Source organism: Mycobacterium botniense (genome assembly GCF_010723305.1).
Lineage (GTDB): Bacteria > Actinomycetota > Actinomycetes > Mycobacteriales > Mycobacteriaceae > Mycobacterium > Mycobacterium botniense.
Genome location: NZ_BLKW01000002.1, coordinates 12,395 through 39,160, shown reverse-complemented (window position 1 = coordinate 39,160; position 26,766 = coordinate 12,395). Strand labels below are relative to the sequence as shown.

At 64.4% G+C, this 26,766-nt stretch carries 38 protein-coding genes, 1 tRNA gene and 1 pseudogene; 36 read left to right on the top strand and 4 right to left on the bottom strand.

The features are described 5' to 3' along the window. The first annotated feature begins 56 nt into the window (after nt 1-56). The 6 genes from pgm (at nt 57) to G6N08_RS00415 (ending at nt 4,982) form a co-directional block, all read left to right on the top strand. Nucleotides 57-1,691, top strand: coding sequence for a phosphoglucomutase (alpha-D-glucose-1,6-bisphosphate-dependent) (gene pgm, locus G6N08_RS00440; RefSeq protein WP_163753234.1), 1,635 nt, complete (start codon nt 57-59; stop codon nt 1,689-1,691). Between the two features lie 92 nt (nt 1,692-1,783). Next, complete coding sequence (locus tag G6N08_RS00435) at nt 1,784-2,953, top strand: MFS transporter (protein WP_163756475.1); 1,170 nt, start codon at nt 1,784-1,786, stop codon at nt 2,951-2,953. A gap of 53 nt (nt 2,954-3,006) precedes the next feature. After that, nucleotides 3,007-3,082, top strand: a tRNA-Ala gene (locus tag G6N08_RS00430). A gap of 99 nt (nt 3,083-3,181) precedes the next feature. Continuing rightward, nucleotides 3,182-4,273, top strand: a complete 1,092-nt coding sequence (locus G6N08_RS00425) for a tyrosine-type recombinase/integrase (protein ID WP_163753232.1) — start codon at nt 3,182-3,184, stop codon at nt 4,271-4,273. An 80-nt stretch (nt 4,274-4,353) separates the two neighbouring features. Next, the gene (locus tag G6N08_RS00420; protein WP_163753230.1) at nt 4,354-4,569 is read left to right on the top strand and encodes a type II toxin-antitoxin system HicA family toxin; all 216 of its coding nucleotides are present in this window, start codon (nt 4,354-4,356) and stop codon (nt 4,567-4,569) included. Between the two features lie 14 nt (nt 4,570-4,583). Next, a complete protein-coding gene (locus G6N08_RS00415) occupies nt 4,584-4,982 on the top strand; it encodes a HicB family toxin-antitoxin system (RefSeq protein WP_246216554.1) in 399 nt (132 codons plus the stop codon). Nucleotides 4,983-5,059: 77 nt separating this feature from the next. Here G6N08_RS00415 and G6N08_RS00410 read toward each other — a convergent pair whose 3' ends face one another. From G6N08_RS00410 to G6N08_RS00400, 3 genes are read right to left on the bottom strand one after another with little or no spacing between them, the layout of a single operon-like run. Then, complete coding sequence (locus tag G6N08_RS00410; RefSeq protein ID WP_163753226.1) at nt 5,060-6,025, bottom strand: hypothetical protein; 966 nt, start codon at nt 6,023-6,025, stop codon at nt 5,060-5,062. Next, the gene (locus G6N08_RS00405) at nt 6,018-6,551 is read right to left on the bottom strand and encodes a DUF6932 family protein (protein ID WP_163753224.1); all 534 of its coding nucleotides are present in this window, start codon (nt 6,549-6,551) and stop codon (nt 6,018-6,020) included. The genes G6N08_RS00410 and G6N08_RS00405 overlap by 8 nt, the downstream gene beginning before the upstream one ends. Further along, entirely contained in the window at nt 6,551-7,288 is a 738-nt protein-coding gene (locus G6N08_RS00400; RefSeq protein WP_163753222.1) for a hypothetical protein, read from the bottom strand. Before G6N08_RS00400 ends, G6N08_RS00405 begins: the two co-directional genes overlap by 1 nt. A gap of 179 nt (nt 7,289-7,467) precedes the next feature. On the opposite strand from G6N08_RS00400, the gene G6N08_RS00395 reads away from it, so the two are divergent. The 16 genes and pseudogenes from G6N08_RS00395 (at nt 7,468) to G6N08_RS00320 (ending at nt 17,152) form a co-directional block, all read left to right on the top strand. Further along, a complete protein-coding gene (locus G6N08_RS00395; RefSeq protein WP_163753220.1) occupies nt 7,468-7,731 on the top strand; it encodes a helix-turn-helix domain-containing protein in 264 nt (87 codons plus the stop codon). After that, entirely contained in the window at nt 7,731-8,498 is a 768-nt protein-coding gene (locus G6N08_RS00390; RefSeq protein WP_163753218.1) for a hypothetical protein, read from the top strand. Before G6N08_RS00395 ends, G6N08_RS00390 begins: the two co-directional genes overlap by 1 nt. Next, on the top strand, nt 8,495-8,800 hold the full coding sequence (locus G6N08_RS00385; RefSeq protein WP_163753216.1) for a hypothetical protein: 306 nt from the start codon (nt 8,495-8,497) through the stop codon (nt 8,798-8,800). The genes G6N08_RS00390 and G6N08_RS00385 overlap by 4 nt, the downstream gene beginning before the upstream one ends. A gap of 76 nt (nt 8,801-8,876) precedes the next feature. Next, a complete protein-coding gene (locus G6N08_RS00380) occupies nt 8,877-9,725 on the top strand; it encodes a phage antirepressor KilAC domain-containing protein (protein WP_163753214.1) in 849 nt (282 codons plus the stop codon). Beyond that, nucleotides 9,722-10,000: a helix-turn-helix domain-containing protein gene (locus tag G6N08_RS00375; RefSeq protein WP_218033321.1), complete on the top strand. Its 279-nt coding sequence runs from the start codon at nt 9,722-9,724 to the stop codon at nt 9,998-10,000. Before G6N08_RS00380 ends, G6N08_RS00375 begins: the two co-directional genes overlap by 4 nt. 442 nt (nt 10,001-10,442) lie before the next feature. After that, nucleotides 10,443-10,679 (top strand): hypothetical protein, encoded by a 237-nt coding sequence (locus tag G6N08_RS00370; protein ID WP_163753211.1) that lies wholly within the window; start codon nt 10,443-10,445, stop codon nt 10,677-10,679. 301 nt (nt 10,680-10,980) lie between these two features. Then, nucleotides 10,981-11,199 (top strand): hypothetical protein, encoded by a 219-nt coding sequence (locus G6N08_RS00365; RefSeq protein ID WP_163753209.1) that lies wholly within the window; start codon nt 10,981-10,983, stop codon nt 11,197-11,199. After that, a complete protein-coding gene (locus tag G6N08_RS00360) occupies nt 11,196-11,519 on the top strand; it encodes a DUF732 domain-containing protein (RefSeq protein WP_163753208.1) in 324 nt (107 codons plus the stop codon). Before G6N08_RS00365 ends, G6N08_RS00360 begins: the two co-directional genes overlap by 4 nt. Nucleotides 11,520-11,913: 394 nt before the next feature. Beyond that, nucleotides 11,914-12,822: a PD-(D/E)XK nuclease family protein gene (locus G6N08_RS00355; protein ID WP_163753207.1), complete on the top strand. Its 909-nt coding sequence runs from the start codon at nt 11,914-11,916 to the stop codon at nt 12,820-12,822. Continuing rightward, nucleotides 12,819-13,886 (top strand): recombination directionality factor, encoded by a 1,068-nt coding sequence (locus tag G6N08_RS00350; protein WP_163753206.1) that lies wholly within the window; start codon nt 12,819-12,821, stop codon nt 13,884-13,886. Before G6N08_RS00355 ends, G6N08_RS00350 begins: the two co-directional genes overlap by 4 nt. 247 nt (nt 13,887-14,133) lie before the next feature. Beyond that, nucleotides 14,134-15,039 carry a hypothetical protein gene (locus G6N08_RS00345; RefSeq protein WP_163753205.1) on the top strand — a complete coding sequence of 302 codons (906 nt, stop codon included), beginning with the start codon at nt 14,134-14,136 and terminating at the stop codon, nt 15,037-15,039. Then, nucleotides 15,036-15,572 (top strand): zinc finger domain-containing protein, encoded by a 537-nt coding sequence (locus tag G6N08_RS00340; RefSeq protein ID WP_163753204.1) that lies wholly within the window; start codon nt 15,036-15,038, stop codon nt 15,570-15,572. Before G6N08_RS00345 ends, G6N08_RS00340 begins: the two co-directional genes overlap by 4 nt. Beyond that, nucleotides 15,569-15,814 (top strand): annotated as a pseudogene (locus G6N08_RS20395) (WhiB family transcriptional regulator); the annotation flags it as partial. The gene G6N08_RS00340 and the pseudogene G6N08_RS20395, both read left to right, overlap by 4 nt. A gap of 260 nt (nt 15,815-16,074) precedes the next feature. Then, nucleotides 16,075-16,239, top strand: a complete 165-nt coding sequence (locus G6N08_RS00330; RefSeq protein WP_163753202.1) for a hypothetical protein — start codon at nt 16,075-16,077, stop codon at nt 16,237-16,239. Continuing rightward, nucleotides 16,236-16,601, top strand: a complete 366-nt coding sequence (locus tag G6N08_RS00325; RefSeq protein ID WP_071700198.1) for a hypothetical protein — start codon at nt 16,236-16,238, stop codon at nt 16,599-16,601. Before G6N08_RS00330 ends, G6N08_RS00325 begins: the two co-directional genes overlap by 4 nt. Beyond that, nucleotides 16,598-17,152, top strand: a complete 555-nt coding sequence (locus tag G6N08_RS00320; protein ID WP_071700197.1) for a hypothetical protein — start codon at nt 16,598-16,600, stop codon at nt 17,150-17,152. The genes G6N08_RS00325 and G6N08_RS00320 overlap by 4 nt, the downstream gene beginning before the upstream one ends. 107 nt (nt 17,153-17,259) lie before the next feature. On the opposite strand, the gene G6N08_RS00315 is transcribed toward G6N08_RS00320, so the two are convergent. Further along, nucleotides 17,260-17,415, bottom strand: coding sequence for a helix-turn-helix transcriptional regulator (locus G6N08_RS00315; protein ID WP_163753200.1), 156 nt, complete (start codon nt 17,413-17,415; stop codon nt 17,260-17,262). Between G6N08_RS00315 and G6N08_RS00310 the strand changes: the two genes are divergently transcribed. From G6N08_RS00310 to G6N08_RS00240, 14 genes are all read left to right on the top strand, one after another. Beyond that, nucleotides 17,409-17,783: a hypothetical protein gene (locus G6N08_RS00310; protein ID WP_163753198.1), complete on the top strand. Its 375-nt coding sequence runs from the start codon at nt 17,409-17,411 to the stop codon at nt 17,781-17,783. The genes G6N08_RS00315 and G6N08_RS00310 overlap by 7 nt on opposite strands. Next, the gene (locus G6N08_RS00305; protein WP_163753196.1) at nt 17,780-18,049 is read left to right on the top strand and encodes a hypothetical protein; all 270 of its coding nucleotides are present in this window, start codon (nt 17,780-17,782) and stop codon (nt 18,047-18,049) included. The genes G6N08_RS00310 and G6N08_RS00305 overlap by 4 nt, the downstream gene beginning before the upstream one ends. Nucleotides 18,050-18,059: 10 nt before the next feature. Beyond that, entirely contained in the window at nt 18,060-18,380 is a 321-nt protein-coding gene (locus tag G6N08_RS00300; RefSeq protein ID WP_163753194.1) for a hypothetical protein, read from the top strand. A gap of 123 nt (nt 18,381-18,503) precedes the next feature. Further along, nucleotides 18,504-18,716 carry a hypothetical protein gene (locus tag G6N08_RS00295; RefSeq protein WP_163753142.1) on the top strand — a complete coding sequence of 71 codons (213 nt, stop codon included), beginning with the start codon at nt 18,504-18,506 and terminating at the stop codon, nt 18,714-18,716. Further along, nucleotides 18,713-19,312, top strand: coding sequence for a sigma factor-like helix-turn-helix DNA-binding protein (locus tag G6N08_RS00290; RefSeq protein ID WP_163753192.1), 600 nt, complete (start codon nt 18,713-18,715; stop codon nt 19,310-19,312). The genes G6N08_RS00295 and G6N08_RS00290 overlap by 4 nt, the downstream gene beginning before the upstream one ends. Further along, nucleotides 19,203-20,753 carry a terminase large subunit domain-containing protein gene (locus G6N08_RS00285; protein WP_163753189.1) on the top strand — a complete coding sequence of 517 codons (1,551 nt, stop codon included), beginning with the start codon at nt 19,203-19,205 and terminating at the stop codon, nt 20,751-20,753. The genes G6N08_RS00290 and G6N08_RS00285 overlap by 110 nt, the downstream gene beginning before the upstream one ends. A 158-nt stretch (nt 20,754-20,911) precedes the next feature. Continuing rightward, nucleotides 20,912-22,297 (top strand): phage portal protein family protein, encoded by a 1,386-nt coding sequence (locus G6N08_RS00280; RefSeq protein ID WP_163756471.1) that lies wholly within the window; start codon nt 20,912-20,914, stop codon nt 22,295-22,297. Beyond that, nucleotides 22,291-23,574, top strand: coding sequence for a DUF6582 domain-containing protein (locus tag G6N08_RS00275; RefSeq protein WP_163753187.1), 1,284 nt, complete (start codon nt 22,291-22,293; stop codon nt 23,572-23,574). The genes G6N08_RS00280 and G6N08_RS00275 overlap by 7 nt, the downstream gene beginning before the upstream one ends. 1 nt (nt 23,575) lies before the next feature. Next, nucleotides 23,576-24,010 (top strand): capsid cement protein, encoded by a 435-nt coding sequence (locus tag G6N08_RS00270; protein WP_003921273.1) that lies wholly within the window; start codon nt 23,576-23,578, stop codon nt 24,008-24,010. Nucleotides 24,011-24,114: 104 nt separating this feature from the next. Continuing rightward, nucleotides 24,115-25,095, top strand: coding sequence for a phage major capsid protein (locus G6N08_RS00265; protein ID WP_163753185.1), 981 nt, complete (start codon nt 24,115-24,117; stop codon nt 25,093-25,095). Between the two features lie 2 nt (nt 25,096-25,097). Then, nucleotides 25,098-25,415 carry a hypothetical protein gene (locus G6N08_RS00260; RefSeq protein ID WP_163753183.1) on the top strand — a complete coding sequence of 106 codons (318 nt, stop codon included), beginning with the start codon at nt 25,098-25,100 and terminating at the stop codon, nt 25,413-25,415. Nucleotides 25,416-25,432: 17 nt separating this feature from the next. After that, a complete protein-coding gene (locus G6N08_RS00255; RefSeq protein WP_003921269.1) occupies nt 25,433-25,735 on the top strand; it encodes a hypothetical protein in 303 nt (100 codons plus the stop codon). 6 nt (nt 25,736-25,741) lie between these two features. After that, nucleotides 25,742-26,611 (top strand): hypothetical protein, encoded by an 870-nt coding sequence (locus G6N08_RS20390; protein WP_246216553.1) that lies wholly within the window; start codon nt 25,742-25,744, stop codon nt 26,609-26,611. Then, a complete protein-coding gene (locus G6N08_RS00240) occupies nt 26,608-26,766 on the top strand; it encodes a hypothetical protein (protein ID WP_163753179.1) in 159 nt (52 codons plus the stop codon). The genes G6N08_RS20390 and G6N08_RS00240 overlap by 4 nt, the downstream gene beginning before the upstream one ends.

Here is a 26,766-nt window from a genome sequence, read left to right as displayed (position 1 = left end):
TCACCTGCCGGAGTGTATCGGGGCGTCGTCGATCAGACGCGGGCAGAATTAAGGCCATGGCCGCCAATCCGCGTGCCGGCGAGCCGGCTCAGCCTCAGGACCTGGTCGACCTGCCCCATCTGGTGACCGCCTACTACACGGTTGAACCCGACCCGCAAAACCCGGCCCAGCAGGTCGTGTTCGGCACCTCGGGGCACCGGGGCTCAGCCCTGGACGGTGCCTTTAACGAGGCGCACATCCTGGCGATCACTCAAGCCGTCGTCGAGCATCGCGCGGCGCGGGGGACCGCCGGGCCGCTGTTTCTTGGCCGCGACACTCACGGCCTGTCCGAGCCGGCGTGGGTGTCGGCGCTGGAGGTGCTGGCGGGCAACGACGTTGTCGCCGTGATCGACGCGACCGACCGCTACACGCCGACGCCGGCGATCAGCCACGCCATCCTTACCTACAACCGCGGCCACGCCGACGCGCCGGCCGACGGGATTGTGCTGACACCGTCGCACAATCCGCCGTCCGACGGCGGGATCAAGTACAACCCACCCAGCGGTGGCCCGGCCGACACCGAGGTCACCAACGCAATCGCCAAGCGTGCCAACGAGATTCTGCGGGACGGCTGCTCGGCGGTGAAGCGGGTGCCGCTGGCCCGGGCGCGGCGCAGCGCACAGCGGTACGACTATCTGGGCGCCTACGTCGCCGACCTGCCTAACGTTGTCGACATCCCTGCCATTCGCGAAGCCGGGGTGCGCATCGGTGCGGACCCGCTCGGTGGGGCCAGTGTGGACTACTGGGGCGCGATCGCCGAATACCACCACCTGGAATTGACGGTGGTCAACCCCGTGGTGGACGCGACATGGCGGTTCATGACACTAGATACCGACGGCAAGATCCGGATGGACTGCAGCTCACCTGACGCGATGGCGTCGCTGATCGCCAACCGGGACCGCTACCAGATCGCCACCGGCAACGACGCCGACGCCGACCGCCACGGCATCGTCACCCCCGATGCGGGGCTGCTGAATCCCAACCACTATCTGGCCGCGGCGATCGACTACCTCTACACCCACCGGCCCTCCTGGCCCGCCGGTGTCGCCGTCGGCAAAACAATAGTCAGCTCCTCGATCATCGACCGGGTGGCCGCCGGGCTGGGCCGCCGGCTCATCGAGGTTCCGGTCGGGTTCAAATGGTTTGTTGAGGGTTTGCTGCACGGCACCCTCGGGTTCGGCGGCGAGGAATCAGCCGGCGCGGCGTTTCTGCGCCGCGACGGGTCGGTATGGACCACCGACAAGGACGGCATCATCCTCGCCCTGTTGGCGGCGGAGATTCTCGCGGTCACCGGCTCGACGCCGTCACAGCGGTATCGGAAGCTGGCCGCCCAATACGGCGAGCCCAGCTATGCGCGGATCAACGCGCCCGCCGACCGCGAGCAGAAGGCCCGGCTGGCCACGTTATCGGCGGAGCAGGTCAACGTCACCGAGCTGGCCGGCGAACCGATCACCGCAAAACTGACCACCGCGCCGGGCAACGGCGCACCGCTGGGCGGGCTGAAGGTGACGACGGCCAACGCCTGGTTTGCGGCACGCCCGTCGGGCACCGAGGACGTCTACAAGATCTACGCCGAATCGTTCCGGGGTCCCGAGCACCTCGCCGAGGTCCAGGAAATTGCCCGCGAGGTGGTTAATAAAGTCATCGGGTGACCTTCTCCCTCCGCCGCGCCCGCCCGGGGGGCCGCGGCTGTGGTGCTGCGCGACTGCCTCGCGAAGCCTGGATCCTCAGCTCGGCGAACGTCATGATCGCCCTGGGCTACGGCGTAATTTCGCCGGTACTGCCGTCGTATGCGCGTACTTTCGGGGTGAGCATTAATGCGGTGACATTTGTTATCACCGTATTTTCGCTGGCTCGCTTATGTTTTGCGCCGATGAGCGGCCTGCTGGTACAGCGATTGGGTGAGCGACGGATCTACATCGGTGGTTTGCTGGTCGTGGCGTTGTCCACGGGCTGGTGCGCATTCGCGCAGAGCTACTGGCAGTTGCTGGTGTTTCGTGCGCTCAGCGGTATCGGGTCGACAATGTTTTTCGTGTCGGCGTTGGGCCTGATGATCCACATCAGCCCGCCTGACGCGCGCGGCCGGATCGCCGGGATGTTTACCACCTCGTTCATGGTGGGCGCCGTCGGCGGCCCGGCCGTCGGCAGCCTGACGGCGGGCTGGGGGCTGACTGCCCCGTTCGTTCTCTACGGCGCGGCATTGCTGGGTGTGGCCGTGGTGCTGTTCTACAGCCTGCGGGGTTCGGCGCTGGCCGCACCCGCGCCGCTCACCAGATCGGCGGTGACGATGCGAGAGGCCCTGCGGCACCGCGCGTACCGCTCGGCGCTGTTGTCGAATTTCGCGACCGGCTGGTCGGCGTTCGGGCTGCGCATTGCGCTGGTGCCGCTGTTCATCTCCGATGTCATGGGCCGCGGCGTTGGCGTCATCGGTGTGGTGCTTGCCACATTTGCTGTCGGGAATGCCTTCGCCGTTATTCCCAGCGGCTATCTGTCTGACCGGGTTGGGCGGCGCACGTTGTTGATCGTCGGCCTGGCGGCATCGGGGGTGGCGACCTTCGCGCTGGGTCAGGTGTCCTCGTTGCCGGCGTTTCTGGCGGCAGCGTGCTTGACCGGTGCGATGACGGGCATCTTCATGTCACCGCTGCAGGCCGCGGTGGCCGACATCCTGGGCCGTGAAGCCCGTGCCGGCACCCCGGTGGCGGCGGTGCAGATGATGAGTGATCTGGGTGCCATCGTCGGGTCGTTAGCGGTAGGTCAGATCGCCGAGCGGCTGAGCTTCGGGTGGGATTTCGCCATCAGCGGACTCATCCTGCTGATGGCGGCCGCCAGCTGGATGCGGGCGCCGGAAACGCGGGTGGTGCCCCGGTCGATACCGGGCCTTTTCCCGTTTCAGGCGGAGGAAGAGCTGCCGTGAAAGCCCACTTTGAAGGGCCGTCGCCGGTGGTGTAGCTTCGATTGGCACCATTTGGGGCTATGGCGCAGTTGGTAGCGCACCACACTGGCAGTGTGGGGGTCACGGGTTCGAGTCCCGTTAGCTCCACCAAATCACCGCCTAAAACCGCAGGTCACAGGCTTACAGCCAAGACTCTACATTCCCGTCCACATTCCCGTCCACATCCGGGGCGGCTAGAATTCTTGGTTCATGGCGACCATCCGGCCCCGCGCCCGCGCCGACGGCAGCACCTACTACCAGGTGCGCTACCGGCTCGACGGAGTGGAGACCTCCACATCGTTCGACCGCCGTAAAGACGCCCAAGAACTGTGCCGGCTCATCGAAACCCTCGGCGCTGCCCGCGCCCTGGAAGTCCTCCAAATTGACCGGCCCTCGCGCGCCGCGATGACCGTCGAGAAATGGGTGGCCGACCACATCGACCATCTCACCGGTGTACAGCCAAGCACCCTGCACGCCTACCGCGCCTACCTGCGCAACGACATCGCACCCACCCTCGGCGCCATACCGCTGTCTCAGCTGACCGACCGCGACATCAGTAGATGGATTCGCGGCATGACCGGATCAGCGAAAACGATCGCCAACAAGCAGCGATTCCTGTCCTCGGCGTTGTCGGCGGCCGTCAAAGCCGGTCACCTGGCCGCCAACCCGGCGGCCGGCGCGCGGCTGCCGCGCAGCCAGCGCCGAGAAATGGTGTTCCTCACGCGCGACGAATTCGCTGTCCTGCTGGCCGAGGTCACCGAGCCTTGGCGGCCGATGGTCGAATTCCTGGTCGCATCCGGTGCCCGGTGGGGTGAGGCCACCGCCCTCAAACCCGGCGACGTCGACCGCGCCGAGCACACGGTGCGCATCACGCGGGCCTGGAAGTACAGCGGCAGCCACGGCTACCAGCTCGGGCCGCCCAAAACCAGGCGGTCGGTGCGCACCATCAACGTGCCCGCGTCGGTGCTCGACAAACTCGACTACAGCCACGAATGGTTGTTCGTCAACCGCTCCGGCGGCCCGGTGCGAATCCACGGGTTCCAGCCGCGGGTGTGGCAGCCGGCCCTGGACCGGGCCGAGCCGCGGATCGGTAAACGGCCCCGCGTGCACGACCTGCGCCACACGTGCGCGTCGTGGCTGATCCAGGCCGGTGTGCCGCTGCCGGTCGTGCAGCAGCATCTAGGACACGAGTCGATCGAAACCACGGTCGGCGTGTACGGGCATCTTGACCGGCGCAGCGCCCAAGCCGCCGCCGACGCCATCGGCAAACTGTTGGATAGCCATGAAAAGCAGGAGCGCTGATTTCGAGACAGTCGTTGAAATGCATAAATAGATGTCTATAAAGGTTGACTAGAAATCGTCTAGCGCGGTAGACTAGAGTTGTGATCGCGCCGGCACCCACCCGAGAAATCGTCAGACAGCTCAAGAAGGCGGGCTTCACCAAGCGGGACGGCAAAGGCAGTCACACCGTATGGACCTGTCCACATGGCCGCTACAGAGTCGCGGTGGATACCGGCCACAAGACGATCAGCCCCGGCGTGCGGCGTCAGATCGACGCCGCGATCAACCTGTGCGAGACCTTGTGCGAGGAGGACTGATGCACACCTACCAAGTGGACGTCACCCGCGATGGCAAGTGGTGGATGATCACCGTGCCCGAACTCAACGGGTACATAGGCGCTGACGGTGCGATCAACCTCAGCACCGTCACGCAGGCCCGCCGAATCTCCGAAGTGCCCAGTCAGGCAAAGGACTTCATCTGCACCGTCACTGACATGGCCCCTTCCGAAGTGGACCTTCACATCACGATCTACGTCGACGACATAGACGTGACCGACCGCGCCAACAAGCTGGCCGCCGAACGCCAGACCGCAGAGCGGCACGCCGCAGCTGCCGCAGCCGAAGCAAAGAGCCTCGCCCGTGAACTCGCGGCCCGAGGTGTGCCGGTCCGCGACGTCGGCGAGGTTCTCGGCGTCTCTTTTCAGCGTGCGCAACAACTGATCTCTGCCTGAGAGAACCGCCGGCCCAAGCGTTCCTCGCCCTGATCGCGGTCTTCGACCTCTGGCATAGTGCTCATCCGCGTGGAAGGTCAGTGCAGCTTCTGCTGTGTGGGCGCCGGGCCGATGTCAAGCAGTGTGCGACTCACGCTGACTTGATCTTCTTCGCCGACAACGCGCACAGTCTCGATCTGGGCTTCAACCAGCACGTCTTCGCTCGCAGCCAGCTGGCGCACCTTCTTCAATATCTCGGGATCCGGCACTGAAACCCCGACAGGTTTCGCCGCGCCGCTCGGAATGAGATAAAGGGTGCCGAGGCTGCCGCGGAACCCGTCGATGCGGCCGACCACCGGGTTCGTTTCGGTCGTGTAGTTGTGTGCTGCAAGCTGGTGCAGCAGCTCCACCGCGCCTCGCCGAGACAAACGCACCGGATCCGCGCCGTAGGTGCGCTGCCTGATCTCGCCGTCGATCTCCCAATTGGCTTTGCTGACAGTCACCACCGCGCGCCGCAACGCGGCGCGAGCCCGCGCAGGCATCGACCGCAAATCGCCGGATACCGAAGGCTCATCGGAGGAAGCGACCGTGAACACGCGCGCCACCGTGCGCAATGCCACCGAATCCGGGCTCGAAGCGTCAACATCGCGCATCGGCTCCGTTCCAGAGGCTTCGATCGGAGCGTCAGCACGCAAAACCACATGCACAGACCCAGGTGCAACACCTTCGACAAGCAGGTTCCGGTTGAGGCTGCGCAGGCCCAGTTTGTCCCGGACGATCGCCTTCGTCGCATCGTTGATCCCCGAAACCAGCCGGGCTAGCTGGTCCGCGCGAGCACTGTGGTCCCTGATGCCCTCACCGGTCAGATGCAAGTCCAGCTCAGCCTGCTCGGGTGAAAGCTCCTCATTCCACACCGCCAACATTGACGGCCGGTCGGCGATCGCCCCGCCGGCGTACATGTTGTTTAGCAGCAGCCCAGCCTCGCGCGGGGGAAAGCCGGCGAGGATTTCGCGGATTGACTGACGCAGCAGCTCCTCATCAGTCATCGAAGCCAGCTCAGTCATCGACAACCTCCACGAAGCCTTTGGTCCTCACGGTGGCGGCACCGCTGCGATCGATGACACTGGACCAAAGCCTTCTCCAGTATTCCACGTTGGCCAGCGACTCCGAATTAACTAGGAAAGAGTCCGTCAAGCCCAGGCAAGGCTGCAACCTAGGTGTGAGACCCAGCGGCCCTCCCGCGCCGATGCGGCCTGTCACGTCAGCCAACGTCCACAACGGTAGCGCGGTTTGGCTAAGAGCGTGTGACATCAGCCGTGCGGGCAGAAGGAAAGCCAGGTCAGCATCGCGTGGAGGATCGGCCTTGTGGGTGACGAATCCGCCGGCGAGCCATATCCGGCAGTGTTTGAACAACCGTCGCATCATTGCGACATGGAGGCGAAGAGCCTCGAAAATCAGGCTACGGCGCTCGCGAGTCTGTTCGGGAGCCTCCAAGACGAACCGCTGGTGAATCTCATTAAGCGTCGCCGGATACGGGTTGGGGCTGGGGGGAAGCAGGCCTAGCTCGTCATCACCGCACGGCGGCAGCATCAGAAATCCCAGTCAGCCAGCTCTGGTCTGCGCGTGCGCACATAATCAGCCCACAACGGATCGGCGGAAGCCGCCCGGCGCAGTTCGTCGTCGCTCATCGAACGCACCGCCGCGTCAGTCGGCGCCAGCGTGGCAGCCGCGGCATCGCAATCGTTACCACGCGCGCCAGTCTCCCCACTATTAACGCCGGCGTCAGCACCGGAACGATCACAATCAGACAGCGGATCGGACACGGAATCCGATGGCGCGGCTTCCGTGCGCTGCTGCTGCGCCAGTTTGCCTAGAAGCATTTGAGCGAGATCGACTCCGAAATGCTCAGCGGCAGCGCTCGCAGACGCCTGCTCAACCCGCCGTAGTCGTGCCACCAGCTCCTCATCATGGAGAGATTTCGCGTAGTCAGCAGCACTCGCGACGACTGTCAAGAGCTGCACCACAGTGCTGTCATCAAGCTGACCGCCGGCTTTCCTAGGCGGTGTCTGAAAACCGTATTCGCCTTTCTGATCGCTAGCTGCATCTTCGGCCGAGAGCAATACCTCATCTAGCCGCAGTTGCAGCGCCTGAAGGATCTTGCCCAGCGACGAGTCGCGCACTGGCAAGGCGTCCTCGACACGCTTCCAAGTGATCGAGTTAACGCCTGCCGTGCGTGATGCCTCTTCTTTTGTGAGTCCTCGTCGAGTCCGAGCTCTGCTCACTTCGCGTGCAACAAGCTGCAGCTGTTGCTTCGTCAGCCTCGCCATGACCTACACGATGCCAGTCACAGCTAGGAACATCTATCCCCGCTCAGTCACTTACGCGGCTGTAATTTTCGAACACCAGCCGGCCTGAGACTAGACAATTTCGCAGGTAGGCATAGAAATTGCATGGAATGGCTAGTCCATCCTTGACATGATGACTAGCTGTGACTAGCTTTAGCTATGTGACCAAATCTCCGCGTAGATCTTCTCCAAGCTCCGTCGCGATCAACGGGTTCGCTCTCCGGGTGATTCGTGAGCGGACAGGCATTAAGGTCGCCGACTTGGCTGCGGCGTTATCAGTAGACCGCAGCTACATCACAAAGATCGAGATCGGTTCTTCGAGACGCGTCGGCGTCGACTTCTACCGGCGACTCCTCGAGCACTTAGCCATCTCCGACCACCGCGCCTTGTTGGCCAACCCCGCCTTCACGGAGGAGGTCGCGTGATGGACGAGTTGGTGCCGTTTGGGCAGCGCGGTGTCTCGCCGTTCGACGCGATCCGCCGCACGCGGCCGGACGGCTCCGAGTACTGGTCTGCACGCGACCTGATGCCGCTGCTCGGTTACGACCGCTGGGAGCGGTTCGCTGACGCGATCAGACGCGCCCAGGCTGCCGCTGAAGTACAAGGCCGCGACGCCGGCGACCTTTTTCGCGGAGCCGCGAAAAAGTCCAGCGGCGGACGACCCGCTGAGGACTTCGAACTAGCCCGCTTCGCCTGCTATCTCGTCGCGATGAACGGCGACCCGCGCAAGCCTGAGGTTGCCGCCGCTCAGGCGTATTTCGCGATCCGCACCCGCCAGGCCGAAATCATCGAACAGGCCGTGATGTCAGTGGAGGACCGCTCCATCAAACGTTTGGCCGTCCTCCAGGCCGCTAAGGGCCTGGTCGATCCCAAACACTTGGAGGCCAAAGCGCGCTGCCAAATTGCCATCGGGCTCGGCGAAACACCTGAGATCACGACTGCGGACAGGCCGCTATACGCGCAAACGTACCTGGAAGAAAAAGGCCTGTCACGCAAGCAGATCAAGTCGATCAGCGGCATATTCGGCAAGCGCCTGAAAGCGGCCTACATCGAGCAATTCGGTGTCGAGCCAAAACAGTACCCGCTGGAAGCCGCCAACGGTCAGATCCGCAACGCGAACGCCTACACCGAGGCTGACCGTCCGCTCATGGACGCGGTGTGGAACCGCTACTACGCGGAGGGCCCGGCATGAGGTTGCCCGAGTTCGACTGCGAACTCAGGCCGGTGGTCGCCGTCATCGACGGGATGCCGACGATCTGTAACGACCGCACAGTCATCGCAGACCATGCCGTTATCGAGCCCCTGGACGAGCGCGCCGACTCCTTAGTGTCGGTGCCGATCAGATCGGTGATCACTTCCTGCTCAGGCCCGTCTATCGAGATTGGTCCCTTCCTTCTCGACACCACAGAGGTGATCAAGCTGTACAACGCGCTCGCTCACCACGTCAACACGTTTCCTAGTGAATTCCGTATCCGGCGCGGGTGCGTGGCATGAGCTCCGACTGCTGGTGGACGTTGGCCGCGGTCGCACCGTACGGGCTGCTGATCGTGTTCCTGCTGGGGGTGTCTCGGTGACTGTTGATTTGACGGCTGCGTCGGCGCGCGCCGACCGGGACAGGCTCGCATCCCGCACGGATGTGCTGGACAAGGTTGGCGTGCTGCGCACTCTGCCCGACGACATGCACGTCACCACCGACATGGTGGCCGCGTTCTACGAGGTTCCCGCCAAGACCATCCAGACCGTTGTCCTGCGCAACCGCGACGAACTGGACGACGACGGCTTAAAGGTCATTGGCCGCGCAGAGTTCGAGGAGACCTTCAACATGAAGGTCACCTCATCTGCCAGCAGCTTTACGCTTTACCCGCGGCGGGCGGTGTTGCGGATCGGCATGCTGCTGCGTGGTTCGGAGGTCGCCCGGAAAGTCCGCGACTACCTGATTAACACCGAGCAGGCCGCCCGCGATGTTGACCCGCGCCATGTCGCGGCAATGCTGACGCGGGCTGATCTGGCTCGAATGGTTCTTGAGGCTGAAGCCGAACGCGAAGCTATGGCCGCGGCGCTGGAGTCGGCCGCGCCGGCGATCGCCTACCACGAACGCTACGTCTCCAACGACGACGCCGCACTGGTGCGGGTGTGGGGAGCCCAGTTCGGATTGACGCAGGGGCAGGCCTTCCAAACATTGCTGGACCACAAGCTGATCTACCGAGTCAGCATTGGCCGCCGGTGGTCAAAAACGCATCAGAGGGTGGTCGAGGAGTACGAGTACCGGCCGTATGCGCGTTACGTGGATTGGTTCGATCTGCGCCCACAACATGACGCACCACGCCACCACAACGGCCAGGTCCGCCAAACCTTGTATGAGCGGCAGGAATTCGCACTTGAGATCGCTGAGAGGGTTGGGCTGGGGGTTTCTCGGTGATTGATGAACCACCCCTGAGGACGTATTCGCTTGCCGAGGTGGCGGCGATGGTGTTGCCGCCAGAGTGGAAGGACTCGGAGCGCTGGTTGCAGCGAAGGCTGCGGCGCGGCCTGATCGGCGGTTACAAGGTCGGTCACACGTGGCGCATGACGCAAGACGACGTGGACGACCTGATCACCAAGCACCGCAACACCGCTGTGCGGGTTGAGCGGCCGTCCAGGCAGTTGTCGTTCACGCCGACGTCGCGTCGACGGCTGAACAGGAGGGCTTCGTAATGACTGAAACGATCCCAGCGCTGCGACGTTGCCGTGCTGTGTTGACGGTTCTTGGTGAGCGGTTCCGCTGTGAGCTACCCGCACCGCACCCGTCCTGCTCGCATGTCAATCACGCGTTGCGCGCGTCATGGGTGGACGGGGATGAGCGGTGACTGCGCGTGTTTCGCCGTTGGATCGGTTGGCGGTCACAACCGCTGACTGCCGAATCCTGGCTGTTGTTTTCGGTTTTCGCGACACAGCGGAGTTCCAAGAGTTTGCGAAAAGCCAGCAGGTGAAGCACGCGCAACGCCAGCTCGCAGAACGGAGGCTCTATGAGCACGCTTGACCGTTTGATCGACCAATGGTGCCGCTGCGGCCGCGACAGGTGCCGTCGCCGTGGTTGCCGCCGTTGTGCTCGGTGGCGGGAATGGTGCCGGCGCAACGGGAAAGAGGCGGTGCAGCAGTGAGGCGACTACTCACCGACCTAGCCGATTCGTGGCTGCGTCGGCTGTTCCCGATCGACGCGGACACGTCTAGCTACGTCCGGCGTGTGGCCGCACCGGACGCGTCGAAAGTGCTTCGTGCGGCCGCTATCCAGCTCACCGAGTGGGCGCAGCACCGCGACTGCCCGGCGCCGTTCTACTGCCGGTCGCTGGCCCGGAGGCTCACAGACATCGCAGACCAGCCCGAATCCAGCTAGGGGTTGATATGGCGACGCTGACACATCGGCCCGGCAGGCCACCGAAACCGCCCGCGCTGCAACACCGACCGAACACATCGCAAAGGAGTGCTGGTGATGAGCATCGGCGATGCCGGTTGACAACGCGGCTGCGGCACGGCAGGCATGGCGTGGCACGGCAGGCATGGCACGGCTCGGCTTGGCGTGGCACGGCAGGGCATGGCGAGGCAGGCGCGGTCTGGCACGGCGCGGCGCGGCATGGCGAGGCGCGGCACGGCGGGGCATGGCGAGGCAGGCGAGGCAACGAAAAGGAGTGCTAGCGATGAATGTTGGCAAGCTGATACAGCAGACACTGCGGTGGTCTGGTCTGCCGCTGGTGCGGGTGGGGCCGCTCCTGCGGCCCGATGACGGCGACATGGCGCTGCTCGACGAGCTGGCCGAGCGGGTGTTCACCGCGCTGGACCGTTTGCCGGACGGTGAGCGGCTGGCGGCGACGATCGGGGTGATCTGCCGCCACGAAATGCTGGCGGTGACACGATGATCGCCCGCTCGGCGCTGGTGGGAGTGCTGGCCGCGGCCGCGGCCGCTGGGATGGCGGCAGCGCCGGCGCACGCCGACCCGGCCACCAACTATGCGGCGGTGGTGGCGCCGGCGGTGTGCTCGACACTCGACACCTACCCGACCCTGCCCGGTGTGGAAGGCGTGCTGCAGGCTGTGCAGCGCGATTCGGGGTTCACGGTCGCTGACACGGCGAGAGTCGTTGTGTGGGCGGTGAGTTCGCGGTGTCCGCGGCATTTGCCGTTGCTGCAGCGGTTCGTCGACACCTACGCGCCGCAGCAGCAGGGGAGGCGAGTGGTGTGAGACGCCAGAGTGTGGGTGTGTGCCCGGTGTGTCTGCGCCGGGTGTGGCCAACCGTGCGCGGCAACATCGCCTATCACCGGGATTCGGTTGGCCGCGACCAGTGTCCGGCGGCGGGACAGCCCTACGAGATCACTGGTGCGGCGCCACAACGCAAGAGCGGACCAGTAAGACCGTGATGGGGAGCAGCGCCGTTTCCGTGGGTTCGGCGGTGCCCGTCGTGGAGCTTGACGGCGCGACGCGTTCGCGCTCGGGCAGGCAAGGGCAACGCAGGTGTGGCTAGGCATGGCACGGCCGGGCGAGGCGGGGCTTGGTCTGGCACGGCAGGCACGGCAAACGCTCAACACTGCCGCAATGGAAATAACGGAAAAAGGGGAGACTGGTATGAGGGGTTCCCATGACGACGGCTGAATTGGGCTTAGCTGCCCTCGATATCGACCGTCCGGACAACAACGATCTCACGTTGTGGTCGGTTACCACGATCATCGGTGTGCTCGACAAACCAGCCTTATTGTATTGGGCTGCTGAGCAGACCGCGAATGCCGCGATAGACAGCGCCGCCACGTGGCAGGCGATGCTGGAAGAACAGGGCCGCGACGAGACTGTGAAATGGTTGCGGGACGCCAGGTTCCGCAAACCCAAGACCGCGCTGTCTGATACCGACCTGGGCACCGTCGTGCACAAGGTGTGCGAGTCGTACGCGCTGACCGGGGAGAAGCCCAGTCGGGAGTTCGCCGCCGAGCTTGTGGGCGGCTTGGGTGGACCACAGGTCGAGATGGATACCGAGCTGAACCTGGTAGGCGTGATGCTTAACCGGTTCGACGACTGGCTGCAGCGATTCTCGCCGTCATACCAGGCGACCGAAGTGTGCGTGTATAACCCCAGCTACGGTTACGCCGGCACCGCAGACGCGTTCCTCACCATCGACGGCGTACGGTTCATCGCCGACTACAAAACCACACGGAACGCCTACGACTCGAAAGGGTTGCGCCGCACACCGTATCCCGAGCAGGTCGGCCTGCAACTGGCGGCCTACCGGTACGCCGAATTCGCCGCGGTGTGGCGGCCACGCCGATTCGAGAAGTTCAGGCGCCGCTACTACGTGCTCAGCCCGGCTGAGCGGGATCTGGCCGTCCCGGTTCCCGAGGTCGACTCGGGTCTCGTCATCCACATCACTCCTGAGTCGTGCGAGTCCTATCCGCTCGACTGCGGCCAAGAGGCGTACCGGGCGTTCCTGTACACGCTGGAAGCGTTCCGGTGGGTTCAGGAGACCAGCAAAACCGTGATGGGAGACCCACTGTCATGATCATTGATTTGCAGCGGCGGCTGGCCGAGGTCGGTCGCATCCGCATCGGCCAGCAAGTCCAATCGTCGAACGGCAAGACGAGACCTGCCCGGCTGGAATCGTTCCGGCTGACATCACCGGATCGGCGGCGCATCGAACAGGCGGCCGCCTTGTACGGCGGCAGCGTGGAGCCGTGGGACGCTCCAGCGGGTAAACAGTGGCAGGTCGTCACCGATGCGCAATCGTTGAATGTTGTTGTGCCGCCGTCGGATATGTGCTTCACGCAATCCTATGAGCTGTGGTCGGCCGGCGGGTGTCGGCGCCGCTGCAACGGCGTCACAGAGTCGATCAGCGACGGCCCCTGCGTGTGCGACCCGGAAAACCGGGAATGCGCGATCCATACCCGCCTGTCTGTGATGCTCGCCGACATGCCAGGTCTGGGCGTGTGGCGACTGGACACCCAGGGCTACTACGCCGCGGTCGAACTGCAAGGCGCGGTAGAGGTGATCCGCTTGGCGGCCGGGTGCGGCAAGATGCTGCCGGCCCGCCTGCTGTTGCAGCAGCGCATGGCTATGCGGCCAGATTCCGGGACACGCCGGTTCGCCGTGCCGGTTCTCGATATCGAGGTGTCGCCGGCCCAGTTGCTCTCGGGTGCGGCGGCGCTGGACGCGGGGACGATCGCAGTCGAGCCTGCCCAGGCGGCGGCGCCTGCTTTGACGCCGGTGCCGAAAGAGCAGAAGCAGCGGCAGAGCGTCGCTGAACAGGTCAACCGCCGCCGGGAACGCAAGACGCGCTCGCAGCAGCCAATCCCACCAACAGGGCTGGAACCGCGCACGGTCGAAGAAGCCGACACCGCCGGCGACGCGGTGACGAAACCGCAGTTGCAGAAACTCTCAATCCTGCGGCAAAAACACGGCTATCCAGACACTGACGAAGGTCGTGTCGACTGGTTCGCGTGGGTCCACAGCATCGTCGGCCGGACAGTCGCGTCGAACAAAGAACTCACCAAAGCTGAGGCAAGCGTCCTCATCGACGTTCTCGTCGAGTCAGGGGATGACGAGAACGCTTCGCGGCAAGAGGGCTGATTAGCGGTGGGGCTCGATTGGTTGCGTGACCACAGCGATCCGCGTGTCGCGGACGCTCTTACCCGCTCGTGCGGGATCTGCAAAGCCGCACCCGGCGAGGATTGCCGCCATCCGTGGCAGGGCAGTGACCCGCTCGACCGGATCGTCCACGTCGAACGCTGCGGGGAGCTGCGGTGAGCGGCAACCACCAAGGCGACGACTGCATGCGGTGCGACCGCCCGGAATACCAGATCAGCTAGGAGTTGTGATGCCACGTATCCGTTCTCTCAAACCCGAGTTCTTCCGCTCACCCGACACCGCTTCGGTCGATTTTCCGGTGCGCATCTTCTATCAGGCGTTGTGGTGCTGGGCGGACGACCGCGGAATCGGTGAAACCAACCTCAACGGGCTCCTCGGTTTTGCGTTCGCAGATGAGGACGGATTTTCTGCGCAGGATTTGCGCCGATTTTGCGCCGATTGTGCGCGCGCCTTCGGTGTCGTCTTCTACACGGTGCGCGGACGGCACTATTACGCCATCCCGTCCTGGGAGAAACACCAAAAGTTAGAACGTCGAAGCGAACGCTTCAAGCACCCTGCCCCGGACGACCCTGATGCGGTGCCTGACCAGCGCATTTACAGTTGCGCCGATTCTGCGCCGATTTGCGCCGATTCTGCGCCGGATACTCCGCGCAAAATCGGCGCTGGAACAGGGGAACAGGGGAACAGGGGAACAGGGGAAGACGACGACGACTCACCTACCGAGGTAACCCACCAGAGCGCCGACCCGGCCGCCGCCAATGTCGTCGTCGTCGAAACCGGCACCCGTCCGCCGAAGCGACACCCCTCCGCCGCCGCCAAGACCGTCGTCCGCCAGACCCTCGGCCACGCCGGCTATCCGCGCCGCACGATCGAGCGGCTGGCGGTGCAGGTGGAGCAGCTGGCCCGCGACGGCCACCCCGACACCGTGATCCGCCAGGCGCTCACCGCCTGGGACACCAGACCCGACTGCACGCGCCCCGAGTACCTGGCCACCGTGCTGTCCGACGTGATCAAAGCCAGCCGCGCGTCGCCGGCTGTCAACGGTCACCGGCTGCAAGGCGCCGACCTGCGCGCCGCCGAAAACGAGGCCCTCAAACACCAGCTACGACAGCGACAACAACGGGAGCTGCCATGATCACCAGCGACGACATCCTCGACGCGCTCACCAAAGCCGCCGCGTACGACACCCAGCACACCCCGAAAACGTCCAGCATGCTGGTGGCCGCGTGGCTCGAGCACTTCGGCCGCTACGCGCCGGATGCCGACCGCGACGACCTGCTCGCCGCGGTGACCGAGTACCACCGCGAGCCGCGCGACAGGATGCTGCAACCCGCAGACCTGAGCGGCATCGCCCGTGCCATCCGCCGCGACCAGCTCGACCGCGAACCCCTCGACAGCCCGCGGCGGATCGAACTCGAGGCCAAAGCCGAACGCAAAGCCGCCATCGACAAGCTCGGGCAATCGTGGCCCGCCGAGCCGTCGACCGGCCGCCCTGACCGGCCGCGCACAGGGATCAACCCGCTGTCGGTGCGATGCCCGTTCTGCGGCGCCGACGCGAGCCGGCCCTGCACCATCGGCGGCGTGCCCGGCGTCAAGCGCGCCGACATCCGCAAAACCGCCCACCCATCCCGTGTCGACGCCGCGCAGAAAGCGATGGCCGCTCAATGACCACGATCGCCGGCTTGATCATCCATCTTGACGAGCAGCGCTGGATGCTGGACGCGCTGTGCACCGAAACCGACCCCGAGATCTTCTTCCCCGACAAAGGCGGCTCCGTCCGCGACGCCAAGAAGATCTGCCGGCGCTGCGATGTGCGCGCCGAATGCCTCGACTACGCGCTGGCCAACGGCGAGCGGTTCGGTGTGTGGGGCGGCCTGAGCGAGCGCGAACGCCGTCCCATGCACCGCCGCGCGCGCCGGATCGCGCCCGGCCGGCACGGCGGGTGGCGGCCCGGCGCATTCGGCCGTGACGAAACCCGTGACGAAACACCCCGGCCGCACCCAAATATGCCGCCCCGCAACAAAACTCGCCCCACGGCCAAACCAGACACCAAAAACCCGCATCACAGCATCGGGGGCGCGGCATGACAAACCACTGGGTACACCGCGCCGCATACGCCGGCACACACCACACCTGAGCTGACGCGACCCTGGGAGAGAGAAGACAGCTCATGAGCTACTCCATGCGCTCCAGTCGTGAGCAGCTAGCGAACGCGCGCAAGAACTCGGCCAAGGCCGCGCGTGAGCGCGCCCAGCGCGGCGAGATCGAGTTCGATTGGGACCGCGCGATCGCCGGGCTGAAGGCGATGTTCGACGCCGAGGACGACGGCGAGTGAGCGATTGCCAGAAGTGCGGCCGGCGGGCGCAGCTGTTCCTGTGCCAGCCCTGCACCGACGAACTGCGCGATCTGCTGCGCGGCCTCGCCCAGGGGCAGCAACTGCCCAGCGGGCGCCGGGCCGCCGGCTGGCTGGAATACCTCGCGGACGCCGCCTACGGCCGAACACGGCTCGGCGCATCCGCGCGGCGTGGCAGCGACCGCAATGGCCCGGTCCCGGTCCATCTTGGGCCGCACGGCGATTGGCGCGGCAGCCCGTCAGAACTGCTCGACGACGCGCACGCCACCCTCGCCCGATGGGTTCAAGCCGTAAACTTGGCTGTTGAGACCCTGGCCATGCCTGACGAGGACGACCAGCTATGACCGCTGCGCAAATGGCGATGCTCCTAGCGCGCAACGTCGAGAAAATCGCCGGACACGAGGACGCCGGCCAATGCTACCGCGACATCAAGCGCCTCATCGACGACATCGAGCGCCGCATCAACCGGCCGAAACCGCCCCGATTCCTCGGCCCGTGCCCGCACCTGGTCGGCCGGCGCAAGGCGTGCGCCACGCAGCTTGTCGCGCCACGCGACGCCACCGAAGTCCGCTGCCCCGCCTGCAAAACCCTCCACAGCGTCGATCACCTCGTTGAGCTGCTACGCAACCACCTCCTGTACGAGCCGTTGTCCGCAGTCCAGATCATCGGCAGCCGCGTAAGCGAGCTGCCCGGCGCGCTCGAGCAGCTAGGGGAGCACCTGCCGCGCTCAACGTTCTACTCCTGGTGCAAACGCGGCTGGCTCAAGCCACGCAGCTACCAAACCCGCAGCGGCGTCCGCCTACCAGAGCGGCAAAGCGACAGCGACGAGCCCATGTACTGGCTGGCCGACGTCTACACGCTCATCGAGGAGACACGCGCAGACAAAACCGCGTAACTTGCTTGCCGAATCACACCGATGTGATCTACCCTTAGACCCAGATTGCAGGCGGACGACCTATGCCTGCACCAAGGCCAACCCAACCAACGAGCTGGCCTTTCGCGTCAGATACCCACCTTGTGGACGTGCTCCAGCTCGTCGCCGAGCTGGATCCGCGCCATGTCCAGGTCGTACTGAGCCTGCATGTTGATCCAGAACCCGTCGGTAAGCCCGAACGCCTCCTCAGTTGACCAGGCGAAAGGCCACGCAAACCATGCCACGCCCCGACGTAACCAAACTCCTCGCCGAATCCTGGCACAACCTCCCACACCCAGACGGCCGCCCACGGCGGCTCATGCACTTCAGCCAGTTCAACCAGTCGACCGAAACCCGCGGCCGGATCCGCCGACTAGCCACCGACCTCGCCGAAGCCACGCAACACACACTCGAACGCCGCGGCTACACCATCACCCACAAAGACGACCCCAAAGCAGCAGACGCCGACGGCTACAAGATCGCCCACCTACACTGCCAACACTGCGGCAAGCGCCTACTGTCCCTCACCGTCAACCACGACATGCTAGCCCACCTGCCGCAACTGGCCATCCGCTCCATCACGCAGATCAAACCCGAATGCCCACACAAATGAGCAGTCCAGCCCTCACAACCGAGCAGATACGCCAGCTACGCGACCGCCTCCAACAAATGGCCGGCATGCACCAGCTGCCGACAGGATCCGCAGCAGGCGCACGCATCTACACCATCGACGACGGCATGAAACTCGCTGAACACATGGCCCAAGCCCTCGACAACCACCAACGGCTACCCATCAGCACCACCGTCACCCGCAACGACGACGGATCACTAACCATCCACGTGTCACCAGACCCGACCGCAGCCGAGCAACCCTGTTGAACGTTGACCAATGGCACCCCACAAGCGCACAACCACGCAACGGGGACTCGGATACCGGCACAAACAACAAGTCGCACGACTCAAACGCGACCACGTCGACGGCACACCATGCTGGTGGTGCGGCGAACCGATGTACCTCAGCCAAGGACTCGCCGGCGACCACAGCCTGCCCCGCTCAGCAGGCGGCACCATCGCCGACCGGCTGCTACACGCACACTGCAACAGCGAACGCGCAGACGGCAGCCGCGACCACCTTCGGCCGGCGCTCACCGGCAAGCGGCCGAAGCGAGAGGCAGTCGACCTCGGCCATCGGGTCATGGCCTGGCCCTAGCGCACGCCCGTTCGAACCGATGGACCCCTCCCGCACAAATGTTCGAGGGGGGCCCCTCGAGTCGACCGCTTGCCCCTCGCCATTTCCCCCCTCCGTGGCGATTTTTTGCACCGAGGGCGCGGCATGAGCCAGAAATTAGCAGGTCAGGCCGATCGGCTGCCAGTTTCGAAGCTTCAAACGTTCACGCGCAACCCACGCCGCGGCGCCCGGGCGCTGTGCGTGGAGCTGGACCCGCGCTACGCCGACGTGGTGCTGCGCCGCTTCCAGGAGCACACCGGCGTGCTACCAGAGCTCAACGGCGAACCAGTGTCGTTCGCGGCGGGGAGTGAGCAGTGAACCGCGCGGAGCGTCAATCCCGCGCGCTGGAGATGTTCATCGCCGGCGCGACCTATCGGCAGATCTCCGACCGGCTGGAGATGACCGAGGCCGCAGTCGAGAAAGCCGTCCAGAAGGCGATGGCCGGCGCCGCAGCGCGCCGACGCGAGCTGCTGGCCAACGCTGAGACCGCCGTCTTCGCCGAGAGGACCGAGGCGCTGTTCCGGGCGCACTACCCGGCGGCGCTGCGCGGCGATCACCGCTCGGCGCAGATCTGTCTGAGCATCCTGACCACGCCGAAGCCCGCCGACTCTGGCGAGTCCGCGATCGCGTCCAGTCTGGCCGGCGGCGACGAGGCCAAGGCGCTCGAAGCGTTGCGCGACCGGCTCGCGCGAGAGATGGACGCCTGCAAGTCACAACGGGTGTTGGCCGCGCTGAGTCGCCAGTTCGTCGGCGTCATCGCGCAACTGGCCGAGCTCAAGCCGCCCGCACCGAGCTCGAAGAGGGATGACCTTGCCCGCAAACGTGCTGAACGCCTCCAACGCGCCGCTGCTGGTGGGGGACCAGGAGCCGCGGATCCTGGTGGCGCCGCCGGCGCCGACGAGCGCAGCAGCTGAAGCGATCGAGCTGGCCGAGTATCTCGGTCAACCACTCGACCCCTGGCAGCAGCTAGTACTTCACAACGCGCTCGGTGAAACCCTGGACGGCAAGTGGGCGGCCTTCGAGGTCGGTCTGACCGTTCCCAGGCAGAACGGCAAGTCGGCAGTTATCGAGATCCGGATGGTCGCCGGCCTGCTGCTGTGGGGCGAAGAGCTGGTCGTCTACAGCGCGCATGAGTTCAAGACCGTCGTGCAGATCATGCGGCGCGTCGAGCGGCTACTCAAGGAGTCGGGCGAGCCGTACACGCCGAAGCGTTCGCACGGCGAAGAAGGCTTCGTGCTCGGCAAGGATGTCCACGACCCCTACGCGCCGCGGATGATGTTCTCCTCGCGCACGAAGGTCAGCGGCCGCGGCCTCACCGGCGACACGGTCATCCTCGACGAGGCGATGATCATCAAGCCCGAGGCGATCGGCGCACTGATGCCGACATTGGCCTCGCGGCGCAATCCGCAACTGTGGTACGCAGGCAGCGCGGTCGACCAGCTGGTGCACGACAACGGCCACGTTTTCGCCGGCGTCCGCAAACGCGCCCTGGATGGTGTCAGCCCACGCCTGGCCTACATGGAGTGGAGCTGCGAAGAGGGCGCCGACCCGACGAGCGTTCGTGAGCGGTGCCGCTCAAACCCCGGCGTCGGCTACCGGATCACGCTTGAGTACATCGAGGACGAGTACCAGGCGATGCTCCACACGCCGAAGATCTTCGCGGTCGAGCGCCTTGGCATCGGCGATTGGCCGACGCTGGCCGACACACTGCCGCCGCCCATCTCGCCAGACGTGTGGAACGACCTGGCCGACACCGCGGCGCGGCTGGCTGGCCCGGCGCCGCAGGTGATCGCGGTCGACCGCGCACCGGACACCAAGGTGTGGTCGATCGGTGGAGCGCAGTACACCGCGGCCGGCCACGCACACGTCGAGATCGGCTACAATCAGACGGCGTCGGTTACCGAGGTCGTCGAGAAGCTAGTCCAGATCGTCACCGAGGCCGACCCGGTGGCGCTGGTGATCGATCAACGCTCGCCGGCCGCGATCGTCAAGCCATACCTCGAGCGCGTCGGCATTGACCCGGTGATGACCAACACCACCGATCTCGCGCTCGCATGTGAGGGCTTCCTCGAGGCCGTGTTGTCGAAGCAGATCAGCCATTCGGGGCAGCAGATCCTGACCGATTCGGTCATTTCGGCGGTCAAACGCGACCTGCCGGGCAATCGCTTCGCGTGGGACAAGCCGCCAGGCGGCTCCATCGTGCAGCTGATGGCCGTGACCCTCGCACATTGGGGACTGCTGGCCTTCGCAAAGCCGCCGAAGCGGGCTCCGTCTCCGTTGATGGAACGGCAGGAGCCGAAGTCGTCGCAGGACGTGTTGGAACGCGAGTTCGATGCGATGAGCGCGCGTTTCTAAGGCTTTAAAGGAGGGGATATATGGCGCCGAAGCGCAATATTCCCGCTACAGCAACACTTAAGGCCCCCGCGAAGCGTCTTCCGCGACGTGTAGCCGGACATAACACGAAGACAGCGGTGCCGGTGACTGAAGCCGGGTTCGCCAACCCGTTCCCTGGCATGCTGTCGGCGTTTTCGCAGTGGGACCAGTTCGAGCAGGTTCCAGAGCTGCTGTGGCCGAACAGTGTCCGCACTTACACGCGCATGTGGCGGGAAGATTCACGCCTTGCCAGCGTGTATTACGCGATCGCGTTGCCGGTGTTGCGCACCGCGTGGCGAATCGACCCCAATGGTGCGCGCGATGAGGTCACCGAGTTTGTCGCCGCTAACCTGGGGTTGCCTGTCACGGGAGCGGACGAGTCGAAGCCGAAACCTCGTATTAGGGACAGGTTTTCGTGGTCGGGGCATCTCAAGCTGGCGTTGCGGCATTTGCAGTACGGGCACCAAGTGTTCGAGCAGGTGTATCGGATCGGAGAGGATGGCCGCGCGTATCTGCGCAAGCTGGCGCCGCGGCCGTCGTCCACGATCGCGTATTGGGACATCGATTTAGACGGCGGCTTGATCGGGATAACCCAATTCCCGCCCGGCACATCGTTCGGGACTCCCCTGGGGGTGACCGGAGGCATGCAGGGGATGCAGTTGCAGATTCCGGTCAATCGCCTCGTGGTGTATGTGCGCGACCCGGATCCCGGCCAGTGGATCGGAAACAGCCTGTTCCGTCCCGCGTACAAGCATTGGCTGCTAAAAGACGAGTTCATTCGTATCGAGGCCACAGCTGCGCGGCGTAACGGTGTTGGTGTCCCGGTGGTGATCGCGCCTGAATCGGTGTCGGAAGCCAGCGTAGGCGATCAATCGCTGCAGCCGTATTTGGACGTCGCACGTCAGTATCGGGGCGGCAACAACGCCGGTGTGGCGTTGCCGTTCGGAGCCCAGTTCAAACTGGCTGGCGTCGAAGGCAATTTGCCCTCTGGTTTTATTCGGCAGGCCGTCGAGTATCACGACAAGCAGATGGCTCTGGCCGCACTGGCACATTTCCTCAACCTTGACCGCGGCGGAAGTTACGCGCTGGCCAGCGTTCAGGCTGACGCGTTTAGCGAAGGCGTGCAGCAGGTCGCCGACGATATACGCGACACCGCGCAGGCGCACATCGTCGAAGACTTGGTGGATATCAATTTCGGTGAGGACGAGCCGTGCCCGATGCTAGTGTGCGAGGAGATCGGTTCACGCCAGGACGCTTCGGCCGCCGCGCTGCAAATGCTCGTCAACGCTGGCCTGATCACACCCGACCCGCGGCTTGAAGCCTTCGAGCGCCAGCAGATGGGTTTGCCTGCCATTGACCCGCAACTGCAACGCGAAAATGATGCGCAATACCCGCTTCCCGAGCCCCCGGACACCGGGCCGACTCGGCCAGCCAAACCGGAGAAACCGTTTTCGTCGCGGCCGAAAGCCGACGCCAGCGCGAGGCGATCGCCGCGCAACCCCGAAGGAGCGTTGAGACTATGGTGAACCTCGTAACCGTTCCCGGCGTGGAGCTGATGCGCACAGGCAAGTGGAATCTATCGACCGGCGAATGGGAATGCACCGAAAAAGAAATAGCGGCCGCCATCGAAGCCCACGAGAAAGGAATCCTGCGTAAGCCCGTAATCAGGTTGGGGCACAACGATCCAAGGTTTTCCGGTGACCCGGCTGTGGGATGGCTGGACAATCTGCGGGCATCTGAGGACGGTCGTGCGCTGATCGGGGACATGGTTGGTGTCCCCGAGTGGCTGGCCGAGATTCTTCCGTCCGCGTACCCGTCCCGGTCGATTGAAGGCTTGTACGACTACACCGCGCCTGATGGCAGCGTGCACGAGTTCGTGCTGACCGGGTTGGCGCTGCTGGGCGCGACACGTCCCGGTGTCGAGTCGCTGCAAAGCCTGCAGGACGTGGCCCGACTGTATGACATCGCCGCGGCCGGGCGCATGGGCGGCAAGGCGATCGAGCTGGTGATCCAGGGTTCCGACGCCCCGCGGCCGTACGGGGACGTCAAGTACGCGGACCCGAAGAACGGCAAATACCCGATCGACACCGCTGAGCGTGTTCGCGCAGCGTGGGCGTACATCAATATGCCGAAGAATCAAAAAGATTACAGCGCAGCAGAATTGGCCAAGATCAAGGACCGAATCAAGTCGGCTGCGAAGAAGTTCGGCATCAAAATCAGCGACGACGACGACGATGACGACGGCGGCAAGACCGAAGCAGCAACAAATTCTGACACAGAAAGGGGCTCCATAGTGGCTCTCTCACCCGATATTGCGGAGGCGATCGGTGTTGACGCGTCGGCAGACGAAGACACCATCCTCACTAAAATAGCGGAGCTGAAACAACGCGCTGACGCGGCGAAGGTCACCGCCAGCGGCGCGGATAACGGCCTGGTGCAGATCGAGCAGGCTCAACTCGACGAGCTGAAAGCAGCCGCCGCCCAGGGTGTGGAGGCCCGCGCCCGGCAGATCGCCGAAGAAGATGAGCGGATCGTGATGGCGGCTATTCAGCAAGGCAAGATCGCGCCCGCCCGCAAGCAGCACTGGCTGGACTCGCTGAGAGCAGACCGGGAAGGCACCAAACAGGTTCTCGAAAGTTTGGCCGCTGGTTTGATTCCCACCAGCGAGATCGGCCATCAGGGTGTGCGCGGACAGGTCGGTTTCGAAGCAGCGCCCGACCCTGAGCAGGAAGCCAAGGAACGTGTGCACGCGCGGATCATGGCGTCTTTGGGTATTCCCACCAAGAAAGCGAGCGTGAACTGACATGGCAGGACAGGATTATGTGCCCCTCTACGTCGCCGGCACCCAGGCGTCGTGCGTCGCCGGGTCGGCGGTGACAGCGGGACAACTGGTGCAGATCACCGGTGGGACTCTGGTTCCCGGCACGCCCGGTGTTGCTGGCGGCCAGCCTAATTCAGGCACCGTCACCCCGACCGTGGCGCCCACCTCGGACGCCACATCCGCAGAGGTTGGTGTCGCGGCGAACAACGCGGTCGCCGGGCAGCCGGTGAGCGTCTACTTCGGTGGCGTTCACGTGCTCGCCGCATCCGGATCGATCTCGGCTGGCGATCCTGTTCAGGCAGCAGCCAGCGGGGCTGTTGCCGACGCCAGCTCGAACACTACGTATTCCCAGATCATCGGAAGGGCTTGGAGCGCCGCGTCGAATGGTTTTGCTGTTGTGCGCCTAGCCGAGCATTAACGGAAGCGAAAACCCCCAAACCGGCGAAAAACCGTTTTCGCCGGTTTTCTTTATCCACGAAAAACTGTTGCGCGGCACCAGTTTAAGGAAAGGACCAGGTCGAGATGCCGTTCCTCGAACCACCCGGTTTCCCTACCGGGAATCTAGCAACCCAAGATGTCTACTCGATCAGCCGCTATCTCAACGATCCGTTGATGGTATTGCGCGCCCTTCGGACGATAGCCGACCAGATTTTCGTCGGCGATAAGGTTCTGACGGGCCAGTTCTACACCGAAGACGGCGCGGTGATCTACGAGCAGATCGAGTCGATCTTCGCCGCGAACACCCCGCAAGCGGTGCAACCCGGCGACGAATACCCGCTGTCTCCGATTCCCACAGGTCCGGCGCAGATCGCAAACGTGGTCAAGTGGGGTCTGGACACGATCATCACCGATGAGGACATCAGCCGGCAGAACTTCGACGTGCTGTCGCGGGCATTCACGAAGCTCGTCAACAGCATGGTCGCGCAAGTCGATTCGGTGGTGATGTCGGCTGTGGTCGCCGCCATCACAGCCACACAGCCCGCGTCGAAGCCGTGGAATGGCAGCTCAGGCGCCCCGAACATTCTGCGTGACATCCTCCTCGCCGAGGAGCAGATGAGGGCGCTGAAACAGGGCTACATCGCTGACACGGTGCTCTGTGACCTGAACACGTTCGCCACCGCGATCTCCGACCCGACGCTTGCGCTGCTGTTGCCACGTGAAGATTTCGGTCACGGGGTGCGTGAAATGCCGGTGTTCCAGGGAATCGGCTTCCAAGCCAATATCGCGGGGAAGAAATGGCTATCAACCCCGAACTTGCCGACCACACCGTATGTTGCGGTTCTCGACGCAAAGGTGTTCGGCGCGATGGTTGACGAGCGGCTGCCTGCGCCCGGCTACGTTGGCGCACAGTCCGACAACAGCGGCGACGACGACGGTCGCTCCATGATTCAGGTGAAGACGATGCGCGAGGACAAACAGGACCGCTGGCGTATCCGGGCCCGGCGCGTCACTACTCCCATCATTATCGAACCCAAAGCCGGCGTCCAAATCACGGGATTCTGACAATGAGTGGCTACCGTGTGATCGCTCCTCTGGTTGTGGCCAAAGATCAGACAGGCCGCAACCATCACGTTTACGCCGGCGGCTGGCTGCCGTGGCTTGATGATGAGCAGCGTGCTCATTTCCTCGCCCACGGGCTGGTCGAGGAAGTGGACACACCCGCGACCGTCGCCAGTCCCGGCAGTGAGCAGCCCGAACCGGATGAGCCGAAAAAACCGCCGCGGGTCGCCCCAAGGAGACGTGGGTTGAATATGGCGTCGCCCAAAACCACGACCGCCGTGCACTGGAAGCACTGTCCAAACAAGAACTCGTCGACCTTCTAGGCTGACAGGCTGACAGGATGACCGCGCCGGCAATCAGCGTCGGCGAGACGGTGACCGAGATCGCGTTGCCTCCCGTTGCGGCGGTGCTGGTGCTCAACTCCAGCGCCGGTTTGGGGGATAGGAACGCCGCGCCGAATGTTGTGGTCAATGCTGGCGCCCCGGCCGCCCTAGAACCCCAGCAGATCGGTATCCGGTTGCTGCCAGGCCAAATATGCCGGCTGCCCCTCATTGACTCGTGCAACGGCCAGCAGTTGCCGTTGTACGCGATAGCGGACGGCCCCGGCGCACAGCTTGAGCTGCGGCTTATCGAGGGCTGGTGAATGTGAATGATTCCGTTTCTCAACTTGCAGGAGTTCCTGGCGTTGTGGGACGGGCCGCCGCTCACCGCGCAGCAGCAGGCGATCGTGCACCTGCTGCTGCAGGTGGCGTCTCAGTGGATATACGCCAACGGGCCGCAAGGCGCAGGGTTGCCATCGACCGACCCGACCGCGCAGTTCGTTGTGTGGGATGTGGTCAGCTCAGCCGTGCGCTATCAGCGGTACAGCAAGCTCAGCCAGTTTTCCCGCACCGTTGGGCACCGCATTGAGGGTGGCAGCTTCACCGACCCGATGAAAGCGCTCCAGTTCACCGACAACCACAAGATGCTGTTGGGGATCCCGTTGGAGGCGCTGCCCATGTCATCGTGCCGCCCAAACGATTTTACGCCGCGGACCAAGAGCAAGGGTGGCCGACCCAATGGTCGGACCAGTTCGGTAACCTCGGCTGGGACTGGTGGGAATACGACAATGACTAGCTATCCCGGCGCCGACACGCTGGGCGTGGTCACGAAAGCGCCCACCGGTCGAGTTGACGCGATGAATCAGCCGATCACAACCGAGTCGGTGGTATGGGTCTACGGGTGCGTATTTGAGCCGGTCACACACATTTCCGCGATCGAGAAACAAACGGACACCATCACCAGCGCCGAGCAGGCGTGGGCGTTCCTGCCATACGTTGCTGGTGTCGGCGTGCCCGGTGTGGACGACAACGGCGACCAAGTCGCTGCGACGATCACTAACTCGTGTTGGATCAGGCCGCGACGCGCGGACCCGCAAGCCCAGCGCGACTACAAGGTGCTCGGGCTGCCGCAAATCCACTACGACATAGATGGCCTGCCCGATCACGTGTTGGTCAATTGCGAATGGAGGGCAGGGTGAGCGTCGAAGACGAGTTCGCCGCCGGGCTGGCCAGCGCGGAAGTGCAAGACGCGGTGGATGAGCTGGCGCGCGAGGTGTGCGAGCAGGTGAAGGCGCTCACCCGGTTTTCGGTGACCGGCCACCGCACCGGGCGGCGCCAGCAGAAGGCGAAATAG